Annotated in this window: 20 protein-coding genes and 2 pseudogenes; 11 read left to right on the top strand and 11 right to left on the bottom strand. The window is 26.7% G+C overall.

Translation table 11 applies throughout. The features are described from left to right. Positions 1 to 58: 58 nt before the first annotated feature. Entirely contained in the window at positions 59 to 331 is a 273-nt protein-coding gene (locus A966_RS08940; RefSeq protein WP_008724776.1) for a type II toxin-antitoxin system RelB/DinJ family antitoxin, read from the bottom strand. Between the two features lie 172 nt (positions 332 to 503). Next, on the bottom strand, positions 504 to 1,670 hold the full coding sequence (locus A966_RS08935) for an iron-containing alcohol dehydrogenase (RefSeq protein WP_008724775.1): 1,167 nt from the start codon (positions 1,668 to 1,670) through the stop codon (positions 504 to 506). A 458-nt stretch (positions 1,671 to 2,128) separates the two neighbouring features. On the opposite strand from A966_RS08935, the gene A966_RS08930 reads away from it, so the two are divergent. Further along, positions 2,129 to 3,175: a serpulina hyodysenteriae variable surface protein gene (locus A966_RS08930; RefSeq protein WP_008724774.1), complete on the top strand. Its 1,047-nt coding sequence runs from the start codon at positions 2,129 to 2,131 to the stop codon at positions 3,173 to 3,175. Positions 3,176 to 3,243: 68 nt separating this feature from the next. Here the strand turns inward: A966_RS08930 and A966_RS08925 are convergent, their stop codons facing one another. From A966_RS08925 to A966_RS08900, 7 genes are all read right to left on the bottom strand, one after another. Beyond that, positions 3,244 to 4,587, bottom strand: a complete 1,344-nt coding sequence (locus tag A966_RS08925) for an MATE family efflux transporter (RefSeq protein WP_008724773.1) — start codon at positions 4,585 to 4,587, stop codon at positions 3,244 to 3,246. A 249-nt stretch (positions 4,588 to 4,836) separates the two neighbouring features. Next, entirely contained in the window at positions 4,837 to 5,451 is a 615-nt protein-coding gene (locus A966_RS13810) for a peptidase T (RefSeq protein ID WP_256093366.1), read from the bottom strand. A gap of 9 nt (positions 5,452 to 5,460) precedes the next feature. Beyond that, a complete protein-coding gene (locus tag A966_RS13805) occupies positions 5,461 to 6,078 on the bottom strand; it encodes a M20/M25/M40 family metallo-hydrolase (protein ID WP_232817760.1) in 618 nt (205 codons plus the stop codon). 23 nt (positions 6,079 to 6,101) lie between these two features. Then, complete coding sequence (locus A966_RS08915) at positions 6,102 to 7,385, bottom strand: AbgT family transporter (protein WP_008724772.1); 1,284 nt, start codon at positions 7,383 to 7,385, stop codon at positions 6,102 to 6,104. Positions 7,386 to 7,752: 367 nt separating this feature from the next. Beyond that, positions 7,753 to 9,021 carry a tetratricopeptide repeat protein gene (locus tag A966_RS08910; RefSeq protein WP_008724771.1) on the bottom strand — a complete coding sequence of 423 codons (1,269 nt, stop codon included), beginning with the start codon at positions 9,019 to 9,021 and terminating at the stop codon, positions 7,753 to 7,755. Positions 9,022 to 9,470: 449 nt separating this feature from the next. Then, positions 9,471 to 10,334 carry a tetratricopeptide repeat protein gene (locus tag A966_RS08905; RefSeq protein WP_008724770.1) on the bottom strand — a complete coding sequence of 288 codons (864 nt, stop codon included), beginning with the start codon at positions 10,332 to 10,334 and terminating at the stop codon, positions 9,471 to 9,473. 14 nt (positions 10,335 to 10,348) lie between these two features. Next, complete coding sequence (locus tag A966_RS08900) at positions 10,349 to 11,761, bottom strand: fibronectin type III domain-containing protein (RefSeq protein ID WP_008724769.1); 1,413 nt, start codon at positions 11,759 to 11,761, stop codon at positions 10,349 to 10,351. Between the two features lie 194 nt (positions 11,762 to 11,955). Here A966_RS08900 and A966_RS08895 point away from each other — a divergent pair, with 194 nt between their 5' ends. Beyond that, the gene (locus A966_RS08895; protein ID WP_008724768.1) at positions 11,956 to 12,597 is read left to right on the top strand and encodes an ankyrin repeat domain-containing protein; all 642 of its coding nucleotides are present in this window, start codon (positions 11,956 to 11,958) and stop codon (positions 12,595 to 12,597) included. A gap of 66 nt (positions 12,598 to 12,663) precedes the next feature. Here A966_RS08895 and A966_RS08890 read toward each other — a convergent pair whose 3' ends face one another. Then, positions 12,664 to 14,136 (bottom strand): 4Fe-4S dicluster domain-containing protein, encoded by a 1,473-nt coding sequence (locus A966_RS08890; protein WP_008724767.1) that lies wholly within the window; start codon positions 14,134 to 14,136, stop codon positions 12,664 to 12,666. Between the two features lie 485 nt (positions 14,137 to 14,621). Beyond that, the gene (locus tag A966_RS08885) at positions 14,622 to 15,368 is read right to left on the bottom strand and encodes a lysophospholipid acyltransferase family protein (protein WP_039955620.1); all 747 of its coding nucleotides are present in this window, start codon (positions 15,366 to 15,368) and stop codon (positions 14,622 to 14,624) included. Between the two features lie 115 nt (positions 15,369 to 15,483). Here A966_RS08885 and A966_RS13800 point away from each other — a divergent pair, with 115 nt between their 5' ends. The 9 genes and pseudogenes from A966_RS13800 (at position 15,484) to rlmN (ending at position 24,026) form a co-directional block, all read left to right on the top strand. Beyond that, on the top strand, positions 15,484 to 15,735 hold the full coding sequence (locus A966_RS13800; protein WP_232817757.1) for a hypothetical protein: 252 nt from the start codon (positions 15,484 to 15,486) through the stop codon (positions 15,733 to 15,735). Further along, complete coding sequence (locus tag A966_RS08880; RefSeq protein ID WP_232817756.1) at positions 15,671 to 16,354, top strand: NAD(+)/NADH kinase; 684 nt, start codon at positions 15,671 to 15,673, stop codon at positions 16,352 to 16,354. The genes A966_RS13800 and A966_RS08880 overlap by 65 nt, the downstream gene beginning before the upstream one ends. Beyond that, the gene (gene recN / locus A966_RS08875; RefSeq protein ID WP_008724764.1) at positions 16,354 to 18,069 is read left to right on the top strand and encodes a DNA repair protein RecN; all 1,716 of its coding nucleotides are present in this window, start codon (positions 16,354 to 16,356) and stop codon (positions 18,067 to 18,069) included. Before A966_RS08880 ends, recN begins: the two co-directional genes overlap by 1 nt. 194 nt (positions 18,070 to 18,263) lie before the next feature. Further along, on the top strand, positions 18,264 to 19,817 hold the full coding sequence (locus A966_RS08870) for a xylulokinase (RefSeq protein ID WP_008724763.1): 1,554 nt from the start codon (positions 18,264 to 18,266) through the stop codon (positions 19,815 to 19,817). Positions 19,818 to 20,389: 572 nt separating this feature from the next. Continuing rightward, positions 20,390 to 21,964 carry an ankyrin repeat domain-containing protein gene (locus A966_RS08865; RefSeq protein WP_008724761.1) on the top strand — a complete coding sequence of 525 codons (1,575 nt, stop codon included), beginning with the start codon at positions 20,390 to 20,392 and terminating at the stop codon, positions 21,962 to 21,964. A 294-nt stretch (positions 21,965 to 22,258) separates the two neighbouring features. Continuing rightward, positions 22,259 to 22,354, top strand: a pseudogene (locus tag A966_RS14060) (Rpn family recombination-promoting nuclease/putative transposase); the annotation flags it as partial. A 22-nt stretch (positions 22,355 to 22,376) separates the two neighbouring features. Continuing rightward, positions 22,377 to 22,535, top strand: a pseudogene (locus tag A966_RS13445) (Rpn family recombination-promoting nuclease/putative transposase); the annotation flags it as partial. Between the two features lie 69 nt (positions 22,536 to 22,604). Then, on the top strand, positions 22,605 to 22,844 hold the full coding sequence (locus A966_RS08860; protein WP_008724757.1) for an FmdB family zinc ribbon protein: 240 nt from the start codon (positions 22,605 to 22,607) through the stop codon (positions 22,842 to 22,844). Positions 22,845 to 22,997: 153 nt separating this feature from the next. Then, entirely contained in the window at positions 22,998 to 24,026 is a 1,029-nt protein-coding gene (gene rlmN / locus A966_RS08855; RefSeq protein WP_039955738.1) for a 23S rRNA (adenine(2503)-C(2))-methyltransferase RlmN, read from the top strand. Positions 24,027 to 24,043 lie beyond the last annotated feature (17 nt).

The raw sequence follows: 24,043 nt of genomic DNA, 5'->3' as shown, positions 1-24,043 counted from the left end.
TTTTTTATCGTTCTTTTGAAAATAAAGATAATCTTCCCAAGCTTTGTCATAAAAAATTTTATTCATTTAATAACTCTCTTTTATGACCTAATCCAGACTTTAATTCCAAATATCCCTCTTTTAAAAATTTTATATTTTCTTCATTGTAGAAATTATCATTATCTGTGTATAATTGTTTATTTACTTCTATTTTAAATGGAATTGACTGAGTATTTATAGAAGTTCTCAAAAATATATTAATTGCTGTATTAAAGTCTAAGCCTAAATCATTAAAAAGTTTATCGGCTTCATTTTTTAATTTATCATCAATTTTAATAGTTACTTCTGACATATTAAACTCCATTATTATTTAATGAAATTATATCTGTAAAAATATTAAAATACAATAGCATAAACACTAATTATACAATTTCAAAATTACATAATCTAATATTTAATTATATAATTCATTTGTAATAACGAAGCTTTACAAATGTTTATCAAATTTTCATGTATTTTATTATTTAATTATTGCTCATCTTGAATATATTATAAACATCATCTCTATTAAATCTCACAAAATACTTGAAATCGCCGCCAAGCATACATTTATCAGTAAGATAATTTAATACTTCATCACTTTGAATGCCAATGCCAAGCTCTTTAAAGTTTATAGGCATATTTATCTCTTTAAAATACTCTATAGTCTTCTCTATTCCTTTTAAGCCCGTATCATCATCTATATTCCATACATTTTTAGAATATTGTATAAACCTTTCCTTTTTATCTTTATAACAATACTTTGTCCAAGAACCCCATATACTTGCAAGACTAGCACCATGAGCTGTATCAAATTTAGCTCCAATCTCATCAGCAAATCTATGTGTTATAAAATCAAAATTATTTCCAAGCCCAGTAAGTCCATTATGAGATAAACTTCCAAGCCACATAAGTTCACTCATAGCATCATAATTGTTTTTATCTTTCATAGCTATAGAACCATTTTTTATTATAGTTCTTAAAATAGCTTCGGCTATGCTGTCAGTAGTTTCATTGATACAATCACTATATCCAAAATATCTGTCAAGTGTATGCATCATCATATCAACTATACCGCATGCTATTTGATAGTATGGAAGAGTCATAGTGAAATACGGATTCATTATAGCAAATGCAGGTCTATTAAAATCTGAATGAAGTATTCTTTTTTCTGAATCTGTTTTATTGGTAAGTACAGCAGCATCACTCACTTCGCTTCCAGAAGCAGATATTGTAAGTATGCAGCCTATTGGAATGCTTTTAGAAAGTATTTGCTTATTTGTAAAAAAATCCCATACATAAATATCTTTATTTGCTAGTGCATGTGCTATTGCTTTTGCTGTATCTATTACGCTTCCTCCTCCTATAGCAAGTATAAAATCTGCATTAAAATCTGAAGCATTTTTTACTGCCTCTAGAGCATGTTCTAAAGAAGGATTAGCTCTTACACCTCCGAATGAATAATAGTCAATATTATCATTTTTTAATATATTTTCAATTTTCTCTAAAATTCCATTTTCTTTTACACTTTTGGAACCATATACTATAAATACTTTTTTAGAATTTAAATTTTTTATTTCTTTTGAAACATTATTTTCTGAATCTTTTCCAAATATTATTTTAGTAGTATTATGAAATATAAAACTCTGCATTAACTAAACTCCTATTTATTAAATTTATAAAAAACTCAATCAATAAATATCAAAACTATTTTTAGTATTTTTCTTTTTATAATCATAGTTTATTAAAACATAACTTATTTTATTATTATCTCTATATATAAAACATAAAAAACTATCATGATTAAAAAAGAGAAATATTTTATTAAATTAAACAATTTTGAAACAAGTCTATTATATTAATCTATAATAATTATTTCAATAATTTATTTATCAAAATCTAATTAAATAAACAGGCTTGTTTAAAAATTACTTGACAAAATTAACTGTAAAATTATAAATAAATTTAGTTTTTAAACAAGTATATTATACAGATTTGTTAATTATGTAATTAAGTGTCTTATTTATTCTATGCTATGTATATGTTTACTTTATTTTTATATTTGTTATAATCGCTCTCTATTAAAATATTAATTTTTAAGGAAACATAAATGAAAACTTTATTAAAAACAATCTTTTATTTTGCAGTCTCGTCTGCATCGGTATTTGGTATGTACGGCTTTAGTAATGATTGGATGGATTTTCTTACAGACAATAATCATCTTAGAGCAAGAACGGATCAATTAGGTTTTGTATTGGGAAATGGTACAGTTAAAGGCACTTTGGGGTTTAAGGCTGATACAGGTTATTTTGGTAATATAATGAGTTATATCAATGGCGGTAAATTATCATTAGATGCAACTGTTTCTTTAGGTTTGGCATATACTTCGGACATTATAAGTGCAGGACTTGGATATAATTATACCTATATAGATTCTTCTTTAGATGTTCACACTCCTGTTTTTATGATTAATGCTATGAATGATAGTTTAAGAATATGCATACCTTTTCAAATAGCAGATGCTAAAGACAATTCTGATTATTCTGCTTTTAGTACAACCAGTGAAATTCGATATTATACAGGAGTAGATTCTATTAATGCAGTCAGACTTTATATCAATTATGGCAAAAATAGTTATAATGCTAATAGTGCTTCTTCTTTTGGATTGGAGTTAAGATTTTATTTTCTTCCAACTACCATTAACAGCGTTTGGATTAATCCTTTTATAAAAGTGCTGTATTATTCATCATTAGATGCAAAGGGTAAAGATGTTATTAATAAAAATACTGATACTTTGGTGAATATACAGTCCTATGATAGAATACTATATACTTCGCATAATGCCAATGAGGTAAATGAAGTATATGAATCTAATCCTTATATTTTAAGAATAACACCTGCATTGTCATTGTATGCTGATTCTGATATAGTTAGTTTATATTTTGAACCTAGTATAGGCTATAAAATAATATATGACGGTAAAAAATCTAGTAAACTAGATCATGCTCTTACTTGGGGAGCTTATTCTGAAGTGAGAATATATCCTTTAAAAGATTTAGAATGGTATTTTGAAATGGGTGTAAACTCTTCAAATAATCCTATACCTGTTAATTTTAGATCAGCTACAGGCATTAATTGGTACTTGCCTCAATTATAGATTATAAGTGTTTAATTATTTTATGGGCTTTGTATATTAATTTTTTTGATATACAAAGCCAATTAAAATTAATCTCTAATCAGAGTATTAGGGTTTCTATTTTTATATAAAGCTATTGACACAATTAATGTTATAATCTCGCTTATAGGAAGAACTAAAATAAGACCTAAAAAACCTAATATATTCGGCAAAGTTAATATTAATAATACTGGTAAAATTATAGTTCTTAAAGCGGCAATCAAAGCAGAAGCTCCAGCCTTTTGAATAGAAGTATAATATGCACTCATTATTATATTTATTCCAATGCATATGAATATTGGTATAGATACCCTTACAAAAAACATAGCATCTTGAATAGTTTTTGAGTCTATATTTTTTAATAATGCATTCACTAATATACTTGGATTTATAAGTAATATTATAGAAGCTGATATTGATACTGATGAAACGAATATTATTCCTATTTTTAGAAAATCTTTCATTTTGTTTTTATTTTTAGCCCCATAAGAAATACTGATTAAAGATGATAAAATTTCTCCTATATCAGCAGCTATTATTATAAAAAATGTAATTATATAATTTACAGCTGAATAAATAAGTATTCCGTTGTTTCCTAATATTTTGTATGCTGTTATATTGAAAAGCCAAACTATAATACCAGATGAGATATTACTTAAAAACTCTGAAAATCCATTTAATGCTGCTTTAAATATATGAGAGTATCCTGCATATATTTTTATGATTTTTATTTGGCATTTCGGATTTAAAAAATATGATAATCCTATTATAAATGAAATAATATATGAAATAGCCGTAGCCCAAGCAGCACCAGACAAACCTAATTTTAATATTATAATAAATAATGCATCTAATATTATATTTACTAAAGATGATGTTATAAACATTAATAATGCAAACTTTGGAGAGCCATTAAGTCTTATAAATTGACTAAATACATAAGTTATCCCCCAAAAAAATACAGCTATGATAATACCATTAATATATTCTAATGAAAAATTATATATGTTTCCATGTGCTCCAAATAATGGAAGCAGTTTTTCTTTGAATATATAAATTAATATTAATATAGGAGTAGTTAAAGTTACAATGCTTATTAAAGTTTGAGTAAATATCAAGCTAGCACGCATTATATTATTTTGACCAATGCACTTTCCTGCTATTGCAATAGAACCTAATGTAAGCATAATATATAAAGCAAATGATATTGATGTTATAGGCCAAACAATACTTATAGCTGAAAATGCTTCTGATGATATAAAATTAGCTACAAATAAGCCGTCTATAAATACTGCAGAACTTTCTGCAAGCATTCCTAACATACTTGGAATTAGATAATTTATAAATATTTTTTTACTGGAGTTTTCTTGTAAAGTTTTGTTATTAAGCGACATAGTACACCTCTTAGATTGGTATATAGATTTTAGATAATATTATTAAAGTTATAGAAATTATTAAATTTAGAATACTTTTGTGATTGATTTATGTATAAATAATATTATATTGAGTTTTAAAATTAAAAATCCTAACATTTATCTAACCCTATTATAGTCTGATTATGTACTATTTACTATAAAGCATTTTTATTATCATGTCAAGCATATATTTAATGGTTTTATAAAGAAATAAAATATTTTAAATAATCATTTAGAAGATATTATTTTTATTATTTCAATAGTAGTTTCTAAACTTTTATAAAATGATGATAAGGGAAGAAACTCATATATAGAATGAAAATTATGAGCACCAGTAAAATAATTCGGAGTAAGAAGCCCTCTTGATGATAAAACAGATCCGTCTGTACCGCCTCTCATAGATAAAGTTTTAGCCTCTATATTAAGATTTTTCATAGCCTCATACATAACATCTATTGCAAATCTATCTCCTTTTATAGAATCTGCAATATTAGAATATACATCTTTTATGGTTAAGTCTATCTTTGCTTTTGGAATTAATTTCTGATATTTATTGACAGTTTCTTTTATTTTTAATTTCTTTTCTTCATAAAGAGCCTTATTATGATCTCTTATGCTTAATCTTAAAGATACATTTCTCTGATTTCCGCTTATACCATGAATCCAAATATAGCCTTCCTTTTTTTCAGTGCATTCTGGGGTTTCTTTTCTGTCAAATTCATTAGCTATATCTATTGCTATTAATATAGGATTAACCAATACATTTTTGGCACTCATAGGATGAGCAGTTACACCTTCTATATTTATAATAGCAGATGCAGCATTAAAGGTTTCATATACTATTTCTTCTATTTAGCATGAATCTATTGTGTATGCAAAATCTGGTTTGAATATATTTAAATCTAATTCTTTAGAGCCCAATAATCCAACTTCTTCATCAGGTACAAATGCTATGTGTATGTCTCCATGTTCTATATTATTTTCTATAATATATTTTAATGCTGACATTATAGTAGCTATTGCTGCTTTATTATCAGCTCCTAATACATTTTCTCCATCAGAAAATATAATATCTTCATTAATATAATTTGTTATTTCATTGTGGTCTAACACTTTAAATATTATATTTTTTTCTTTATTAAGATATAAATCATCACCTTTAAAAGTTAATATCTGAGGATTTACATTTCCATCAAGCCCTATGTCAACAGTATCAAGATGTGCTAAAAAACCAACAGAATGAACATTATCCTTATTTTTTGGAAGAATTGCTGTTACTGTAGCATTATCGTTCAATATAATATTTTGTAATCCCAAAGTTTTTAAATCATTGGATAAAACTTCAGCAAGTTTCATCTGACCTTCAGAGCTTGGAATAGTATCAGAACCTCCTTTACTCTGACTTGGTATTTTTACATATTTAAAAAAGCTGTCTATTTGAAATTTTTTAATATCTTCATTACTAATCATTTTTAAACCTTTATTATAAAATATTAATGAACAGGAGGATAAACATATCCGCTGTTAAATCCAATAGGTATATTTAATGCCCAAAAACCATAGAGCATTATTAATAAAGCAATAAATATTCCTATACTGTATGGTATCATCATTGAAGATAATGTACCTACACCTGTTTTCTTACAATATTTTTGACAGTAAGAAATAATCAAAGGGTAAAATGAAAACATAGGAGTAACAATATTCATAGCAGAATCGCTTACTCTGTATGATGCCTGAGTTAATTCTGGAGATATACCAACAGCCATTAGCATAGGCACAAGAACAGGAGCCATTATTGCCCATTTAGATGATGCAGAACTTATTAGTATATCCAATACTCCTGTAAGAAGAATAATACCAGCAATAGTTATTTGAGGAGGCATATTCAAAGATTTTAAAAACTCTGCACATGATATTGCCATTAATGTGCCTACATTTGAATTTCCAAACATATATAAAAACTGTGCACAGAAAAAAGCAAAAGTTAAAAATGATGCAAGATTTTTTATACTATCAGCCATAGCATTGCTGAAATCTTTTGATGTTCTAAATTTATTAGTTAATTTTCCGTATACAAATCCAGGTATAACTAAAAATAAAAATATTACAGGAACTATTGCCTGCATAATAGTGGCATCAGGAGTTGTCAATTGTCCGTCTGGAGCTCTTAATAAAGAGTTTTTGGGTACAAGCAAAGCTATTAAAATAATAATCATTGATATTAAAATTAATACAGCAGTTTTAAAAGCTCTATTTTCTTCTTTAGTTATTAAAGATATATCAGTATTTTCTGCAGTAACTCCCTCATCAATAGGCATAGTTCTCCATAAAAAAGGTTCTACTATTTTATCTGTTACAAACCAGCCTACTAGTATCACAGCAAATGTAGAAGAGAAACTTAAAAAATAATTACATAAAACATTAACTGTATATGTAGGGTCTATCATTCTTGCTGCATTTTGTGTGAAACCCTGCATTATTGGATCTATTATAGAAGGAGTATAGCTTGCTGAATGTCCTCCAGCCAATCCTGCAAATGAAGCTGCAATTCCTGCGAGCGGATGCTTTCCAAAAGAAAAAAACATCATAGACGCTACAGGCATCAGTATAACATAAGCTGAACCTGAACTTATATGGCTTAATATAGATATAAACATAACTGCAGGAGTTAGAGCTTTTCTTGGTATTACACTTGATATTTTTATTATAATCATTCTAATAAATCCGCTGCCGTTTGCTACTCCTATTCCTAATAGACTTGTTTCAAAACTCAATTTCTTAATACTTATAGTTTTTTAATTTAATATTTTTTTAATTATAGTTGGGGCTTTGCTGCGAAGCACACAGTCGTGCCAAACCCCAGTTCTTTTATTGGTATAAAATAACCAAAAGAACTGCATTTTCTAGCTTAAACATACAATTTATACAACATATAAAATATTTAATTAAATTGTTATTAATATTATTTAATTTAGCATAAAATAATAAACTCATAAAATTGTTTGTCAAGTAGTTTTGAAACAGGTCTAATAAATATTTTACATCTAAATTATTAAACCTTAAACGAGATTATAGTTTATCTTTAAACTACTATCATAATATATCATTCAAAATATATTTTCTCAAATTATCAAAATTAAATTAATTTCCTATTTTTTTCAAAGCTTCTTGCTTATTCTGTTTAGCCTTTTCATAATTTGCATCTATCTCTATGGCTTTATCATAATCATTTATAGCTTCTTCATATAAACCCATACTATATTTTGTAAATCCCCTATTATTATATGCATCAGCCAATTTTGGATTTAATTCCATAACTCTATCATAATCTTTTAAAGCTTTTTCATAATCTGCTAAATTATAATATGAAAGTCCCCTATTATAATAAGCATTTATATTATTATTATCTAATTCTATTACAATATCATAATCTTTCACAGCCTCATTATGAAGCCCCATATTATTTTTAACAATTGCTCTATTATAATATGCATCGATATATTTAGGTTCGATATTAATTGATTTACTAAAATCTTCTAAAGCATCTTCATATAAACCTAATGCACTTTTAGCATTTCCTCTATTATTATATGCATAAAAATATTGAGGATATAATTCTATAGCTTTATCAAAATCTTTTATTGCATCTTCATAGAGCTCTAAATTATATTTTGCTGTTCCTCTGTTATTGTAAGCATCAGTATATTCATCATATATTTCTAATGCTTTATTTATATCTATTATAGCATCTTTATACAAACCCAATCCTATTTTGCAAGCTCCTATATTATTATAAGCATAAGAACTGTTGGAAAGTTCTATAACTTTTTTATAATAACTAATAGCTTCTTCATAAAGCCCCATACCCCTTTTAGCATCCCCTATTCCATTATAAGCATATACTTCTGTATCATCTAATTCCAATGCTTTTTTATAATCTTCTATAGCTTCAATATATTTTTTTGACATTAATTTTATAAATGCTCTGTCTATATAAGAATCTACATTATTACTATCTAAGACAATAGCTTTATCAATATCTTTTAGAGCATCTTCATATAAGCCTAGATTACCTTTAGCAAAACCTCTGTCATTATATGCTCTTGAATGAGTAGGTACTAACTCTATAACTTTATCATAATCTTTTATAGCTGCTTCATAAAATCCAAGATTACATTCACAATTTGCCCTATTATAATAAAGCTCTCCATAGTTTTCATCTATGTCTATACCTTTACTATAATAATTAATAGCCTCTTCAAAAAATCCTAATGCCTGTTTAGAAAGACCTAAATAATTATATATTTCAGAATTATTACAGTCTTCTTCTAATGCTTTAATAAATAATTCTGATGCTTTCTCAAACTGAGTTTCTCTAAATAATTGCAAACCTTCTTCAAAATATGACATTATGCTTTCCTTAATTAATAAAAATTGTTTATTATTGCTAGCTATAAACTCGCTTAAAAGAGCTGACAACTAAAGTTATCAGCTGCTCGTTTATAGCTTTAAAATTAGTATTAATTATAATTTATAAATAAATACTTTGACAAGTAAACTTGTTAGACACTTACAATTTTTATTTTAAAAATTAATAAAAATTGTTCGCCGAAAATCTCTGACAAGTTTACTTGTCAGAGACTCATAATTATTAAATTGAAATATAAAATAAAATAATATTTTTGCAAGAAATTTTATATTATATTTTTGGATTTTTCATTATAAAATATAATACAAACAAATAAAAAAATTTATTTTATAAAATAGATATATAAAAATTTATTAAGATATTAATCTAAAATTAAATTATATATACAGGAGATATAATAAAAATATAAAGGCAATACTAACAGCTTATATTATAAAATGCAAACTTGCTCTTCATAAACTTCTTTCGCTTTAGAATAAAATTCAGCAGCCTTTTCATAATTTCCATCAATAAATTCAATATTACCTAAATGGAAATAATCACTGGATTCAGGATTTTCTTTTATTTTATTTGTATACTTTTCTCTGCTTTCTTTCAAATTAGGATAATTATCTTTCAGAGTTTTGCTTCTAAGGTTTTTAAGTGCTAAAACTTCAGGAGTATCAACAGGATACATAGCTAAAGCCTGCAAATACATATTTTCTGCCTTCTTATAATCTTTAATTTCATGCAAACAAACACCATAATAATGATAATCATTATGATCAGCCAATTTATTATCTACTAATATCTTATAAAAATTCATAGCTTCTTTATAAAGTTTATTTCTAAAGAAGTAATTAGCCATATAAACTAAAGCAACTCTGTCTTTAGCATTAATTTTAAGTACATTTTTAGCAGCTTCCAATCCTTTATCTTCTTCTTTAAGCATAGTACATAAAGATAAAAATTCATAATAAGGATTAAGATTTGATGAAGTATATAAAGTAATTCCTTTTCTATAAAGTTCAAAAGCCTCTTCAAGTCTATATTCTTTTTTAGCAATAGCCCCTAAAATAAAATAGGCTTCTGCTGCCATCCAATATTCCAAAAAAGTATTTAAAAATATTTTAGCATGTTCATAATCTCCGTTTTCAAATAAAGAAACAGCCACTTGTAAATATGCTTTCATATCATCAGAAGTACTTAATCTCATACTTCTTTTCAAAGCTTCTATGGCCTCTTCATTTACTCCTTTCTTTAATAATTCTTCGGCAAGATTACTTAATTTCATTGCTTTAGTATTAGTAGACACGTTCATACTCCTTTTTATTGAATTGGTCTTACATAAACTTCTTCAGAAAAACCGCTTTCTATATTTCCGCCCTCTCCGCCTATAGCTGTAACGGTAAAATAATAAACCTTTCCTTCTTCAAGTCCTTCTATTGTATATTCATGTACATTCTCTATTACTATAGGTGTATATTGTGCTTCATTATATTCACCTGATTTAGTTCCATAATAAATTTTATATCCTGATATATTTTCATGAGAGCCATTCCAACTTAGCATAACAGAAGTTCCGCTTACAACATTAACTCTTAAATTAGAAGGCACCAAAGGTTTTGCAGGATTATGATAATCTATAGAAACACTATTTAATATAGGTGTAACATTTCTATCAACATTACTCTTCAATACCGCTCTAATCTGAATATATCTAGTCATTGTATTTGTCATTATATTTGTATAATTTTTTAAAGGCTCCCAAGCTATATTAACATCTTCAGGAGCAAAATAATAATCTGAAGTTCTATAATACAAATCTATATAACTTCCATTTGTAGAATTTCCAGCATAATTTATTGAATCAATAAATGTATTCATATTTCCAAAATCTATAACTTTACTTATTATCTCTCCGTCTGAAGTATAATTATATAAATTAAAAATCTGCTTATAACGAGGCGTAAAATAAAATGCATCTAATCCGCCTATAAAGCCATTTCCTAAATATAAAGGATCCAATTTTATATTATCAAACTCTATATTATAAGGAGAACCTGTTGCATCTCCGGTACTAGTCAAATATACAACCTGCTCTTCAAGTCCGTCTATATATTTCACTAATTTTCCTGTAGAAGCATTGAAACTTACACTATGATGTCTCCATTCATTTTCTTTCAAATATTCTCCCTCAGATAATATAACATTTGTATATACTCCATTATAGGAAAATAGATTATTAAACTGCCAAACTAATCTGCCATTAACAATATTAGCTTTTATACCTGAAGATTTTGTAACACCATTTTCATTATATATAGCAGTTTTTGATAACACCTGAGAGTTCATTCTTATTTTATAAGGATTCAAATAAAACTCTAAAGTAAAACTTGTCATAGTACCATCAAAATTATGAGTACCATCTCCTACATAATAATCTATTTTTACATAAGATTTAATGTTATGGAAGAATATAGCATCTCCTCCATTAGCACCTTTTATAGCTTTAATGTCTTTACTATATATAAGCCCCTGTAAAATACTAGAATCAAGAGCTGTATCACCTTTTAGATAATTAAGTGCCGAGTCGCTATCACTCAATATATAACTATTAGTAATATTATTTAATGTAGTATAATAAATATTATTTGTGTTTGAAAAAACATCATAAACAACAGCATTTAAATTAGCTGCAAAATATAAAACAAAAGCCATTAAAAAACCTATATAATGCATTTTCAAGTCCCAGTTATTATTATAATTCTTTAATACTTATTCGGATATTTTTTAAATATCATTATTAAAAATATAATAAAAACTACAATGTATATTTATATAGTTGTAAAAACTATAATTAAACTATATTAATAAAACTAATCAAAAAAAGATTTGTTATATAAATAAATAATAAAAATATACTAGGAGCAATTATGAAATTATCATTTGTATTTGCATTTACTTTATATATAGGCAGTATTTTATTGGCTGATACAAGAATAGATTTTTTTTCTGCTGTAAATAGAGGTGATATAAAGTCTGTAAAAGAATATATAGAAATGGGAATAAATATAAATTTACAAGATGAAAGAAAAAGAACTCCTTTAATGATAGCTGCATATAAAAATGATGTAAAAATGGTTAAACTTTTAGTTGATAATGATGCAAATGTCAATATACAAGATGAGAAATTGAATTCTCCTTTTCTATATGCAAGTTCAAGAGGAATGCTTAATATAATAAAACTAATATACAAAAAAGCTGACACGAGAAATGTTTTAAATATTTTCGGATCAAATGCATTAATACTAGCATGCGAAAAAGAGCATTTAGGAACAGTAAAATTTCTTCTTGAAAATACTGATATAGATGTTAATCATATTAATCATTTATCATATACAGCATTATTAGAAGTTGCCATAGTTGGCAATGACAGTTTAAATTATGCTGAAATAGTTAAGATTCTATTGGAGCATGGAGCCGACAAGACTATCAAAGATAAAAACGGACATGATGCTCTATATTATGCCAAAGCAAGAAATTTAAAAAACATAGAAAAACTATTAGCGGAATAATAAAAATAAAGGCAAAAGCCTAAAAAATAAGACTTTTACCTTTATTTAATAATTTATCAAAAACTATTAGTCTTTTTTTACTTCCTTACCTGTTGCAGCATATCTTTGCAATTGAACAGTAGCAGCCTTAGGATTTTTAACTACGCAAGGACCGCCTACACAGCCGCCATTACAAGCCATAACCTCAACAAGATTAGGAGTATCAGCAGTAATAGGAGTTTCTCCTGCCTGAACTTTTCCATAACCTTTTAACTGTTTCATACCCTCTTTATCAAGTCCGTTAATCACAGCAGCTTTTAATTTTTCAGGGTGTTTTAATCTTACTTTAACAGCCTCAGCAACACCGCCGCTCATAGCGTATTTTCTTCCTGAAGCAGTAGGAACTGTTTCTATATCCAAATCAGGCTCCTTTGATACATCAGTACCTGTAGCTATAAATAAAGCATCAAGCTCTTCCATAGATAAACCATAATCTACCAACTCATCATCTAAACCTTCTCTTCTCTTTGCAAGACAAGGTCCTATAAATACATTAATAGCATCAGGATCATCTTTATGCATCATTTCAGCCGTATAATGCATAGGGGTTCTAGTTTCAGATACGCAAGGAATAAGTTCAGGTACATGCTTTCTAACAGCTTTTACATAGGCAGGACAGCATGAAGTAGTCATCAGTTTATCCCCTCTTTCCATTCTCTCTTCAAACTCAGCAGCCTCTTTATCGGATGTAACATCTGCCCCCAAAGCAACTTCCCATACCTTATTAAAGCCTATTTTTAATAAAGCACTTTTTAATTGTCCAGGCTTAGCATTAAACTGTGAAGCTATAGCAGGTGCATACATTACATTAACCTTTTCATCTGCCTTTAAATGCTTTAAAACATCTATAAGCTGACCCTTATCCATCATAGCACCAAATGGACATTCTCTCATACAGTTTCCGCAGAATATACATTTATGATAATCTATTACTTCTTTACCATACTCATTCTTATTAATAGCTCCAACAGGACAAGATTCTTCGCAAGGAACAGGTATATAAATAATAGCATGATAAGGACAGTTTTTTAAACATAATCCGCAGTTAATACATTTACTGCTGTCTATATGTGCCCTTTTTTCATCTAGTATTGTTATAGCATCTTTAGGACAATTAACTATACAAGGTCTAGCTAAACAAGCCTGACAAGCATTAGTTACCATAAAATTAGCCCTTACACAAGCATTGCAAGCCTCATCAAGAACTGTAAGCATAGGCCAAGTAGGTTTATCTCTTTCTAATGCTAATTTAGCATATCCGGATAATGGTATTCCGCTATCCTCTTTACCCTCAACACTTATTCCAAGTCTTGCCATAATTCTATTCTTTATTATCTCTCTGTCATTGTGTATACAGCATCTTATAGATTTGCTATCTCTAGGTATTATCTCTATAGGTAATTTATCAATATCTTCTACAAGCCTGTCTTCAATAAACATCAATGCAATCTTTACCAAGATATCTTTTTTTAACTGAGAAGCGTTATTATTAATATTCAATTTTATACTCCTAATTTTTTAAGTGATTTTTGGTTTAATATAAACGCATAATTGATATAATTATAATACGAAGATTATTTTTTTCAAGTATGACATAAAAATAATATATACATTTTAACATCTTATTATAGAATAAAAGTATTATAAGCAGATAAAACTTTTATTTATATAATTTTATAAAAATATCTGTATTTATAATAATACATTTTTTTCAAAACTAATTTTATTTATTAATTGATGGACTTGCATTTAATAATATTTACTTATTTGCAGCCTTTATGCATTATAATAAAGTCTTCATTTGATGCCTGTAATGATAAGCTCATATACTACACACTCGGATATACTTAGTAAAATACTATATATTTATATACTAAAAACAGAATCTTATACAAAATATAAAATATTGCATCATAATTTTAAAATTAAATAATTTGATACTTAATCTTGTAAAATACTTTTAAAATAAGTACAATAGTCAAAACTTAATTTGATATTAGTTTATCTCTTAATTCATTATAATTTTTACTCATAATATCATACCAATAATCCAATTTATCATTATCATCACCATTTATATCTTTAAAGTAGAAAGGCTCTAAAAATCTCACAGTTATCTTTTTAAATGGAACAATCTTAATGCTTCTGGCTTTCATAATATCTCTAGTACCATATATAACAACAGGAAGAACAGGTATATCTGGGCATCTTTCTGATATTTTTAATATCCCCCTTTTAGGCTTTTTTATTTCTCCTGTAGCACTTCTTGTTCCTTCAGGATAAATAACTATACTTATATTATTTCTTAATCTGTTTTCCATATCATCTATAGATTTTACAGCACCAACCGTACCTCTTTTAACAAATATATAATTGGCAAGAGACATACCAAAACCAATTAAAGGTACTTTTCCATAAGTATCCTTTGACACAAATGCAAAAGAATTTTTAAATATACTAAAGCATGCAAATATATCAAAAGCACTTTGATGATTAGGAGCTAATAAGTAAGTTTTATTAGGATCATAATTTTCTTTTCCTTCTATGTTAAAAGAAATAAATGCCATTTTCATAAGCATTCTACCCCAAAATTTAGCCATAGTATGAACATATTGCGAAGCTTTACTCTTGGAAAATAACCTGATAAAAGGATAAATTGAAAAGGCTGCAATTATACACAATAATGTAAAAATAAAACTTAATAAAAAATAAATTAAACTAAATAATATCATAATAAGTAGTTTATTATAAAAATAAAAAATTATCAATATACAACTTGATATATTAATAACTGTTTGTTATAATTAATTAATATTTTTTTATTTTTAATTAAATTAATTAATAATTATGAATAACAGTAAAAAGCAACAAATAGGAATCATAGTTAATGTTCTTAGAACTGATACTGATGTAATTTTAAAAAAAATAAATACTATAATTAAAAAATATAATATAGAAGCTATAATAATAAATTATGATATATCATCTTATAATAATGTAAAAAAAAGCAGCAAAAGAATTAAAAAATGTATCAATGCTGATATCTATAGGCGGAGATGGTACATTACTTTCAGCTTTAAAAATAGCAATAAAATATGATATATCTGTTCTTCCAATATATAACGGTACATTAGGTTTTATCTCAGAAATACCTCCTGAAGAAGCATATTTAATATTAGAAGAATATTTTGAAAATAAAAAAACATTATATGAAATAGAGCCTAGAACATTATTATCTATAAGTGTTTATTCAAAAGAAAAAGATACATATAGAGAACATCTTGCTGTTAATGAATTAGTTCTAAGTAAATGCGACGGCAGAGCAATACATATAAATATTATAATATCAGGTAAACTAATATCTTCAATAGTGGGAGATGGCGTTGTAATAGCAACCCCTACAGGTTCAACTGCTTATGCTTTAAGTGCAGGAGGTCCTATACTTGCCCCAACAATTGATGCTATGTCTTTTGTACCTATAGCACCTCATTCATTAACTTTCAGACCGCTTGTTATTCCTAAGAATGATAATATAGAATTGGAATTGACACAAAAATCATTAAAGGCTATGATAACAGTAGACGGATATGATATATGTCAGTTTAAAAATAATGATAAAATAAAAGCAAAAATAAGTAATAAGAACTGCTATATATTTCAAAGTGCAAACAGGCTGTTTTATGATATACTTAGGAATAAACTTAATTGGGGTAGATAATGCTTAAATATCTAGAAATTAGAAATTTTGTATTAATAGATAAATTAAAAATAAATTTCAGCAGCGGTTTCAATGTACTTACAGGTGAAACAGGAGCAGGAAAAAGCATTATAATCAGTGCATTAGAGCTTATAACAGGTGAAAAAGGTTCTACTAGAATGGTTGGAGCTAATGGAGACAGATTAATAGTTTCAGGAAATTTTTATCTTCAGTCATCTGCAGATATTGTAAAAAATAAATTAAAAGAATGGAATATAGAAATAAATAATGATGAGCTTAATATAAAAAGAGAAATCACAAAAGACGGAAAAAGCAAATCTTTCATCAATAATGTAGGTGTTAAAGTAGCTGAATTAAAAGAACTTGGAGATTTGATAGTAGATATACATGGACAGCATGAACATCAGTCTCTTTTTAATCCGGCAAATCATTTAAACTTTTATGACAGTTATTTAAATATTGATGAAAAACTTGAAAATTATAAAAATCATTATAGTAAACTCATAAAATTAATAAAACAATATAATGAAATATATCAAAATAAAAACAATATTTTAAAAGAAAAATCTTTTTTAGAATATGCAATAGATGAAATAGAAAAAGCTAAATTAAAGCCAAATGAAGATGAAGATATAAAAAATGATATTACAATGATGTCAAATGCAGAAAGCATAGCTTCATCTCTTTCTTCTATTAATAAAGATATATTCGGAAGCGAATCCGGAGCTTATATAAAATTAACTAGAAGCATTTCGGCATTACAAAGCATATCCAAATATGATAATAGACTTTCAGATATTGCATCGCAAATAGAAGGCATAACATTAAATCTTGAAGATATAAAAACTGTTTTAACTGAAATAAGATCCAAAACAAAATTTGATCCTGAAGAGCTTCAATCTCTTAATGAAAGACTTTTCTTCATTAATAACTTAAAAAAGAAATACGGTTCTAATATAAAAGAAATAATGTCTTATGCCAAAGAATCTAAAGAAAAATTAGAATCTCTAAATTTCTCTGAAGAGGATATTGAAAACTTAAAAAAAGAAATAGAAGAACTAAGAAAAAAAACTTCTGTACTTGCAAAAGAGATATCGGATATAAGACATAATAGAAAAGAAGATTTTATAAAAGCAATAGAAAATGAAATGAATGATTTAGGAATGTCGTCTACAAAATTTGATGTTGAAATAACTTTAGATGAAGATGATGATGGTATACTTAATATAGACGGTGCCAATATAAAAGCTAATTCTACGGGTATTGATAATATAGAATTTATAATAGCACCGAATAAGCAGAGTATGTTTCAGCCTCTTAGAAAAATTGCATCAGGCGGTGAAATATCTAGGATAATGCTTTCACTAAAAAATGTACTTTCTTTAGGAGATTATTCAGAAACATGCGTGTTCGATGAAATAGATGTAGGTGTTGGGGGGAGAATTGCTGAAGTTATAGGCGAAAAAATAGCTGCTCTATCAAAAAGAAAACAGGTGCTTAGCGTTACTCACTTGGCACAAATTGCAATATATGCTAATAATCATTTTAAAGTTACAAAAAATGAAGGCGATGATATTGTTACATCAACTATTGAAGAACTTGATGATAGTATGAGAGTTAATGAAATAGCAAGAATGATAACAGGAAAAGAAATCACAGAAGCAAGCATCAAACATGCCGAAGAAATGCTAGAACATGCAAAAAATAATATTTAAATAATAATAAAAGATGAATAAGGCAAATACTTTCAAATAAAGTTTAATAAATAATTATATTTATTAATAAAAATTTGCAAAAATAAAGTTTTTTATAATTAAGTGCTAAAAATATTGATTTTTTATATATATTTTAATATACTTCAAATATAGTTTAGTAAAATTATTTAATAAATATTTTCAAGGATACGCAAATGTATACATTAGGAATAGATTTAAGCACACAGAGTATAACTTTAAGTATTATAAATTGCGATAATTATAAAAATGAGTTAAATATTTCTGTAGAATTTAATTCATTAGAAGAAATAAAACATTCAAAAATGAATAAAAATACATTGCTGATAGATTCAAACATAAAAGGAAAAGCAGAACAAGATATAAATATATTTTTAGTGGCATTGGATAAATCACTATTACAGCTAAAAGAAAAATTTAATACAAAAGACATAAAAGCAATACAAATATCAGCTCAGCAGCATGGACATGTCTATCTTTCAGAAAAATATAAATCAAATATAGAAAAATTAAAAGACAAATCATCAATAAATAATAGTTTATCTGAAATATTAAAAGATTCATATTCTTATGATTATGCTCCTATATGGAGAACTTCATGTACTCATAAAGAAGCTGAAGAGTTAAGAAATGCTGTAGGCGGAAAAGATAATATGATAAAAATAACCGCTTCTAATTCTCCGCTCAGATTTACAGGTGCTATAATAAAATACAATTTTGATAACAATCCTGAATTATCAAAAAACACATATAAAATATTTTTATTAAACACATTTATAGCATCAATACTAACAGCAAAAGATAATATACCTGTAGATTTTGGAAATGCTTCAGGAATGAGTTTAATGGATTATACGAAAAGAGAGTGGAATAATACTTTATTAAATACTGTATCAAATGATTTAAAAGAAAAATTAGGGAATATAAATGATCCTTCTAGTTTCGCAGGATATATAAGCGAATATTTTGTAACAAAATACGGATTTGATAGTGAATGCATAGTTGGTATAGGAAGCGGGGATAATCCGCAAACAAAGGTTTTGTATAAAGGCGATATATTATCATTAGGAAGCAGTTTTGTCTATATGCTAAATATTGATGAAAACAGCAGAGATTATTCCGGAGTATCAAATGCTATGTATGACGGAATAGGAAATCCTTTTATGATATTCTGCAGAACTAATGGTGCTATATTATGGGACGAAATAATGAAATTATATACAAGAGATTATAAAGAAGTTACAGAATCTTTAGAAAAAAATATTGATAATATTCCTTTAATTTTATGGCAGAAGGAAAATGAATCAGTACCTATAAGCATGGCATTTCCTATAAAAAGATTCCATGAAACTCCTTCTTTTGATAATGATTATAAAGGCATAGTATTAAGTTCTTTGGGTTTAGTAGCTTTATACTCTGAAAAATTTACTTCCAAAGATAAAATGGATCTTGCTGTTACAGGAGGACCTACAAAAGACAAAGAAATATTAAAAATAATAGCAAATATCTGGAAATGCCCTATAAGAATACTTCCTTCAGGAGGTGCTTCACTTGGTGCTGCTTTATCTGCCATATTATTATTAGGAAAAAAAATTTCATTAGATGATATAAGAAATTCTTTAATTGATGATACAGTAATAGAACCTGATGATAATCTTGCAAATAAATATCATGACTATATGATACTTTTAAAAGAAAAATTTAATGAGATAAATAAAGGCATATTATAAAATAATATAACTCTATTATAATTAAAGCTTTTTTCTATAAGCCATTATTCTGTATGTATGCATTATTACTATAATAGCAATGACATATCGGCGTTCCTATAAATGCTGCATTACTATATGTACTATTATATACTCATGCTATTTTTTAACATAATGCTATTTCTATAATTGTATTTAATATACACCTTACCGATACCTCTTTCGACAAATCACATAACTATGTATTTCCTTTTAATAAATATGGATACATATTTAAAATATATTTTGAATTTAATTCTAAAATTCTTTTATTCATAAATTTTAATCTTTTCAGTAAAAGTCATACATCGTACTAGTTTATTTGATATAAAAAGCATGCTTTCATCTATGTTTTTTCATTATTTTTTCTCTTTATTTTGATAGGTATTATACTTTCGATTATTGTGATAATTTAAATTATGAGGAATACACGCTTTTTTTTAACTAAAAAGTATGAAACATATTTTAAACATTTTCATAAAGCAAATTTTAATTGACAGGAAATAATTTTCAATTTATAATCAATTATATGCAATACGCATGGAGGGGTATATATGAAAAAAGTATTGGTTATATTATTCTTGTTTAATATTCTTTTGTATCCTAAAACTTTAGATGAATCGTTATTTTCCGCTGTAGAAAATAATAATATAAAAAAAGTTAAATCATATTTAGAGCAAGGTGCAAACTGTAATGCATTAGATTCTTATGATAGAACGGCTTTAATAAATGCTTCTGTAAGAGGATATGATGATATAGCAAAATTACTTATAGAAGAAGGTACTGATGTCAATATTAAAGATAAAGCAGGTGCTACAGCATTAATGTATACTGCTAGAAATACAAATTATGAAATGGTTGAATTTTTATTAAAAAATGGTGCTGATGTAAACATTAGAGATACAGCAGGAGAAACTGCATTATATTATAGTATTGAGCATAATAGTAGCGGACAAGAAAATGAAACAGAAAATGCTATAAAAATACTTAATTTATTAATTAAAAACGGTGCTGATATAAATACCAAAAACGATGAAGGAGCATCTCTTCTTGATGCATCCTATAGAATTTCAGAATCTTTTGATAAAAATAAAGAAATGTTTAAAATATTAGTTGAAAATGGTTTTGATTTAGAGTCAAGAATAAATGCCAAAACACATTCTGAACATAGCTCAGTAGAAACTCCCCTATTACTCTCATTAGATAATGAACATCCTGACTATAGATATTATTATTATAAAAATGAAAATTCATCTGCTGCAGAATTTTTAATAAATAATGGTGCAGATATAAATGTAACAAATGAGGATGGAGAAACACCTTTAATGTATGCTTCCAAACTTCATAATATAAAAGTGGTAGAACTTCTAATACAAAAAGGTGCAGATATAAATGTAACAAACGAGTATGGAGAGACTCCTTTAATGTATGCTTCCAGAATTCATAATATAAAAGTAGTAGAACTTTTAATACAAAAAGGTGCAGATATAAATGCTTTCGATGATTATGGAAATACAGCCTTAATGTATGGTGTAAATAATTTAGAAACAGTAAAATTATTAGTTGAAAACGGTGCTGATGTAAACTCTCAGAAAGGAGGAAGTACTGCTTTAATATTAGCATGTAAGCCTAGTTTGGAAATAAATATAGACGTAATAAAATATTTAGTTTCAAAAAATGCTGATATAAATGCCCAAGATAATGAAGGATACACAGCTTTAAACAAAACTCTTACTACTATGCCAGACTTTGAAATAGCTCATTTTTTAATAGAGCAAGGTGCTGATCTAAACATAAAGAATAAAAACCAATATACTCCTTTGATATATCTTGGTATGCTTGAAGGTAGTTTTTATAATATAAGTTTTCAGGAAAATCGTATAAAATTAGCTCAAGTTTTATTAGAAAAAGGTGCAGATATTAATGCTCAAGATTATAATGGATACACTTCTTTAATGTGGGCTTGTACAAGAAAATCTAATGAATCATTTGTTAAATTTCTAGTAGAAAAAGGAGCCGATGTAAATATAGAAAATGACTATGGAGATACTGCTTTAGATATGGCAGAGAATCTTGAACTTAGAGAAATTGCAGATATTCTAAAAAAAGCTCAAAGAAATGGAAACTAAATTTTTATGATTAAACTTGTAACTTTATAGTTAATTTAGTATATACTGCAAATTTTTAAGTTTGTTAAAAACTAGTTTTTATATTTTTAATATTTTCGGGGACTAGCCCCCGAACCCCCACTTCTTTTGGTGACCCAAAGAAGCAAAAAGACTGCATTTTTAACTAAAATATAATTATTACAATACATTTAAAACTTATTTTATTAATAATTAATAATACTTTATATTATTTATAATTACATTTATTAATAATTCAAAATTGACAAATTATAGTTGTTTAGGTATAATAAAGTTATGAGAAATATTAATGTTTTAAATGACTATTTTGTGAGATATTTATTCTCATCTCCAGACAGTAATTTAATACTGCTCGACTTTATTAACTCTTCTAATAAAAGAAAAACCTAATTAAAATAGACTAATTATGAATGAATATGATAAAAGACAGGCATATTTATACGGTAATCAAATAATGCTTGAGGAAGAAAGAAGATTAGGAATAAAAGAAGGTATAGAACAAGGAGAAAAAAATAAAGCAATATCTATGGCTCTTAAACAAATGCAGAAATAAATTCACTTGACAGATTTTCATTTAAATAATATAGTATTAAACTATAATTTAATTTTTAAAGGAAACATTATGCCTACATATGAATATAAATGTGAAAAATGCGGACATGAGTTTGAAGAATTTCAATCCATAACTGCTGAAGCTAAAGCCGTATGCCCTGAATGCGGAAGTGAAGCTAAAAGAATGATATCTTTAAATAGCGGTATCATTTTTAAAGGAAAAGGATTCTATGTTAATGATTATAAAAATAAAAGCAGTTCTAGTTCATCAAGCAGTAATTCCGATAGCTCCCCTACTAAAAGCTGCTGAGGAGTTAAATAATCGCTTATAGGTTATAAGCACAAAATACATTTTATGATACAATCAATTTGAAAAAAATAATTAGCTGATAGCTTATTAAAAATAATGTTATCAGCTATTATTATTTTAATAATATTAAAAAAGGTTATTAATTATTATAATATGGCTAAAAAAATATCTATAATGAATGTTTCAGAAGATGAATTATCTAAATTCTGTATAGAAAATAATTTCCCTAAATTCCATGCATCTCAAATACTTAATTGGATATACAAAAAATATGCTGTAAGTTTTGATGATATGAGTAATATACCTAAGAATTTAAGAAATTTATTAGATGAATATTATTTTATTCATAATTCAAAAATAGAAACTATATCAGAAGATGAATATGGCACACAAAAATTACTTATTTCTCTATACGATAAGAAAAAAATAGAATCGGTAATATTGAATAAAAAAGACAGAGTAACTTTCTGCTTATCATCTCAGGTAGGATGCGGATATGGATGTGCTTTCTGTGCTACAGGGAATATGGGACTTTCAAGAAATCTTACTGCTGATGAGATACTTGCCGAATTTTTACTTATGAGGGCTGTAACTAAAAAGGTCAATTCCATAGTATTTATGGGTATGGGAGAGCCTTTAGCAAATACAAAAAACCTTTTTAAAGCAATAGATACCATAAATTCATTTAAAGGATTTAATTTAGGGATAAGACATATTACAATATCAACTTCAGGAGAAGTTGCTGGTATAAAGCAGTTAATAGAAAGAGATTTAGACTGCAGATTAGCTGTTTCTTTGCATTCATTAAAAAATGATGTCAGAGATAAGATTATGCCTATTAATAAAAGGTATCCTATAGAAAATCTTATGGCGATACTTAAAAGATACAGCAGAAATGGTAAAAGAATGATTACTTTTGAATGGGTTCTTATAAAAGATATTAATGATTCAGTTAATGATGCATACAGACTTGTAAATTTGAAAAAAGAATTTCCTTTCAAAGTTAATGTTATCCCTATGAATCCTGTGGAGCATGCCCCTGAATTACAAAGACCAAATAAAGATATTATATTGAGATTTAAATCAATACTGAAAGATAATGGAATAGAAGTCGTTGAAAGATTTAAACAAGGTCAGGAAATATTAGCAGGTTGCGGACAATTAGCTGTAAAGAACATGTAAATTAATATAGTATTTAT

Source organism: Brachyspira hampsonii 30446 (assembly GCF_000316195.1).
In the GTDB taxonomy this organism is placed as follows: Bacteria; Spirochaetota; Brachyspiria; order Brachyspirales; family Brachyspiraceae; genus Brachyspira; species Brachyspira hampsonii_C.
The sequence above is the reverse complement of the archived record's forward strand: the minus strand, read 5'-3'. Positions and strand labels throughout refer to the sequence as shown.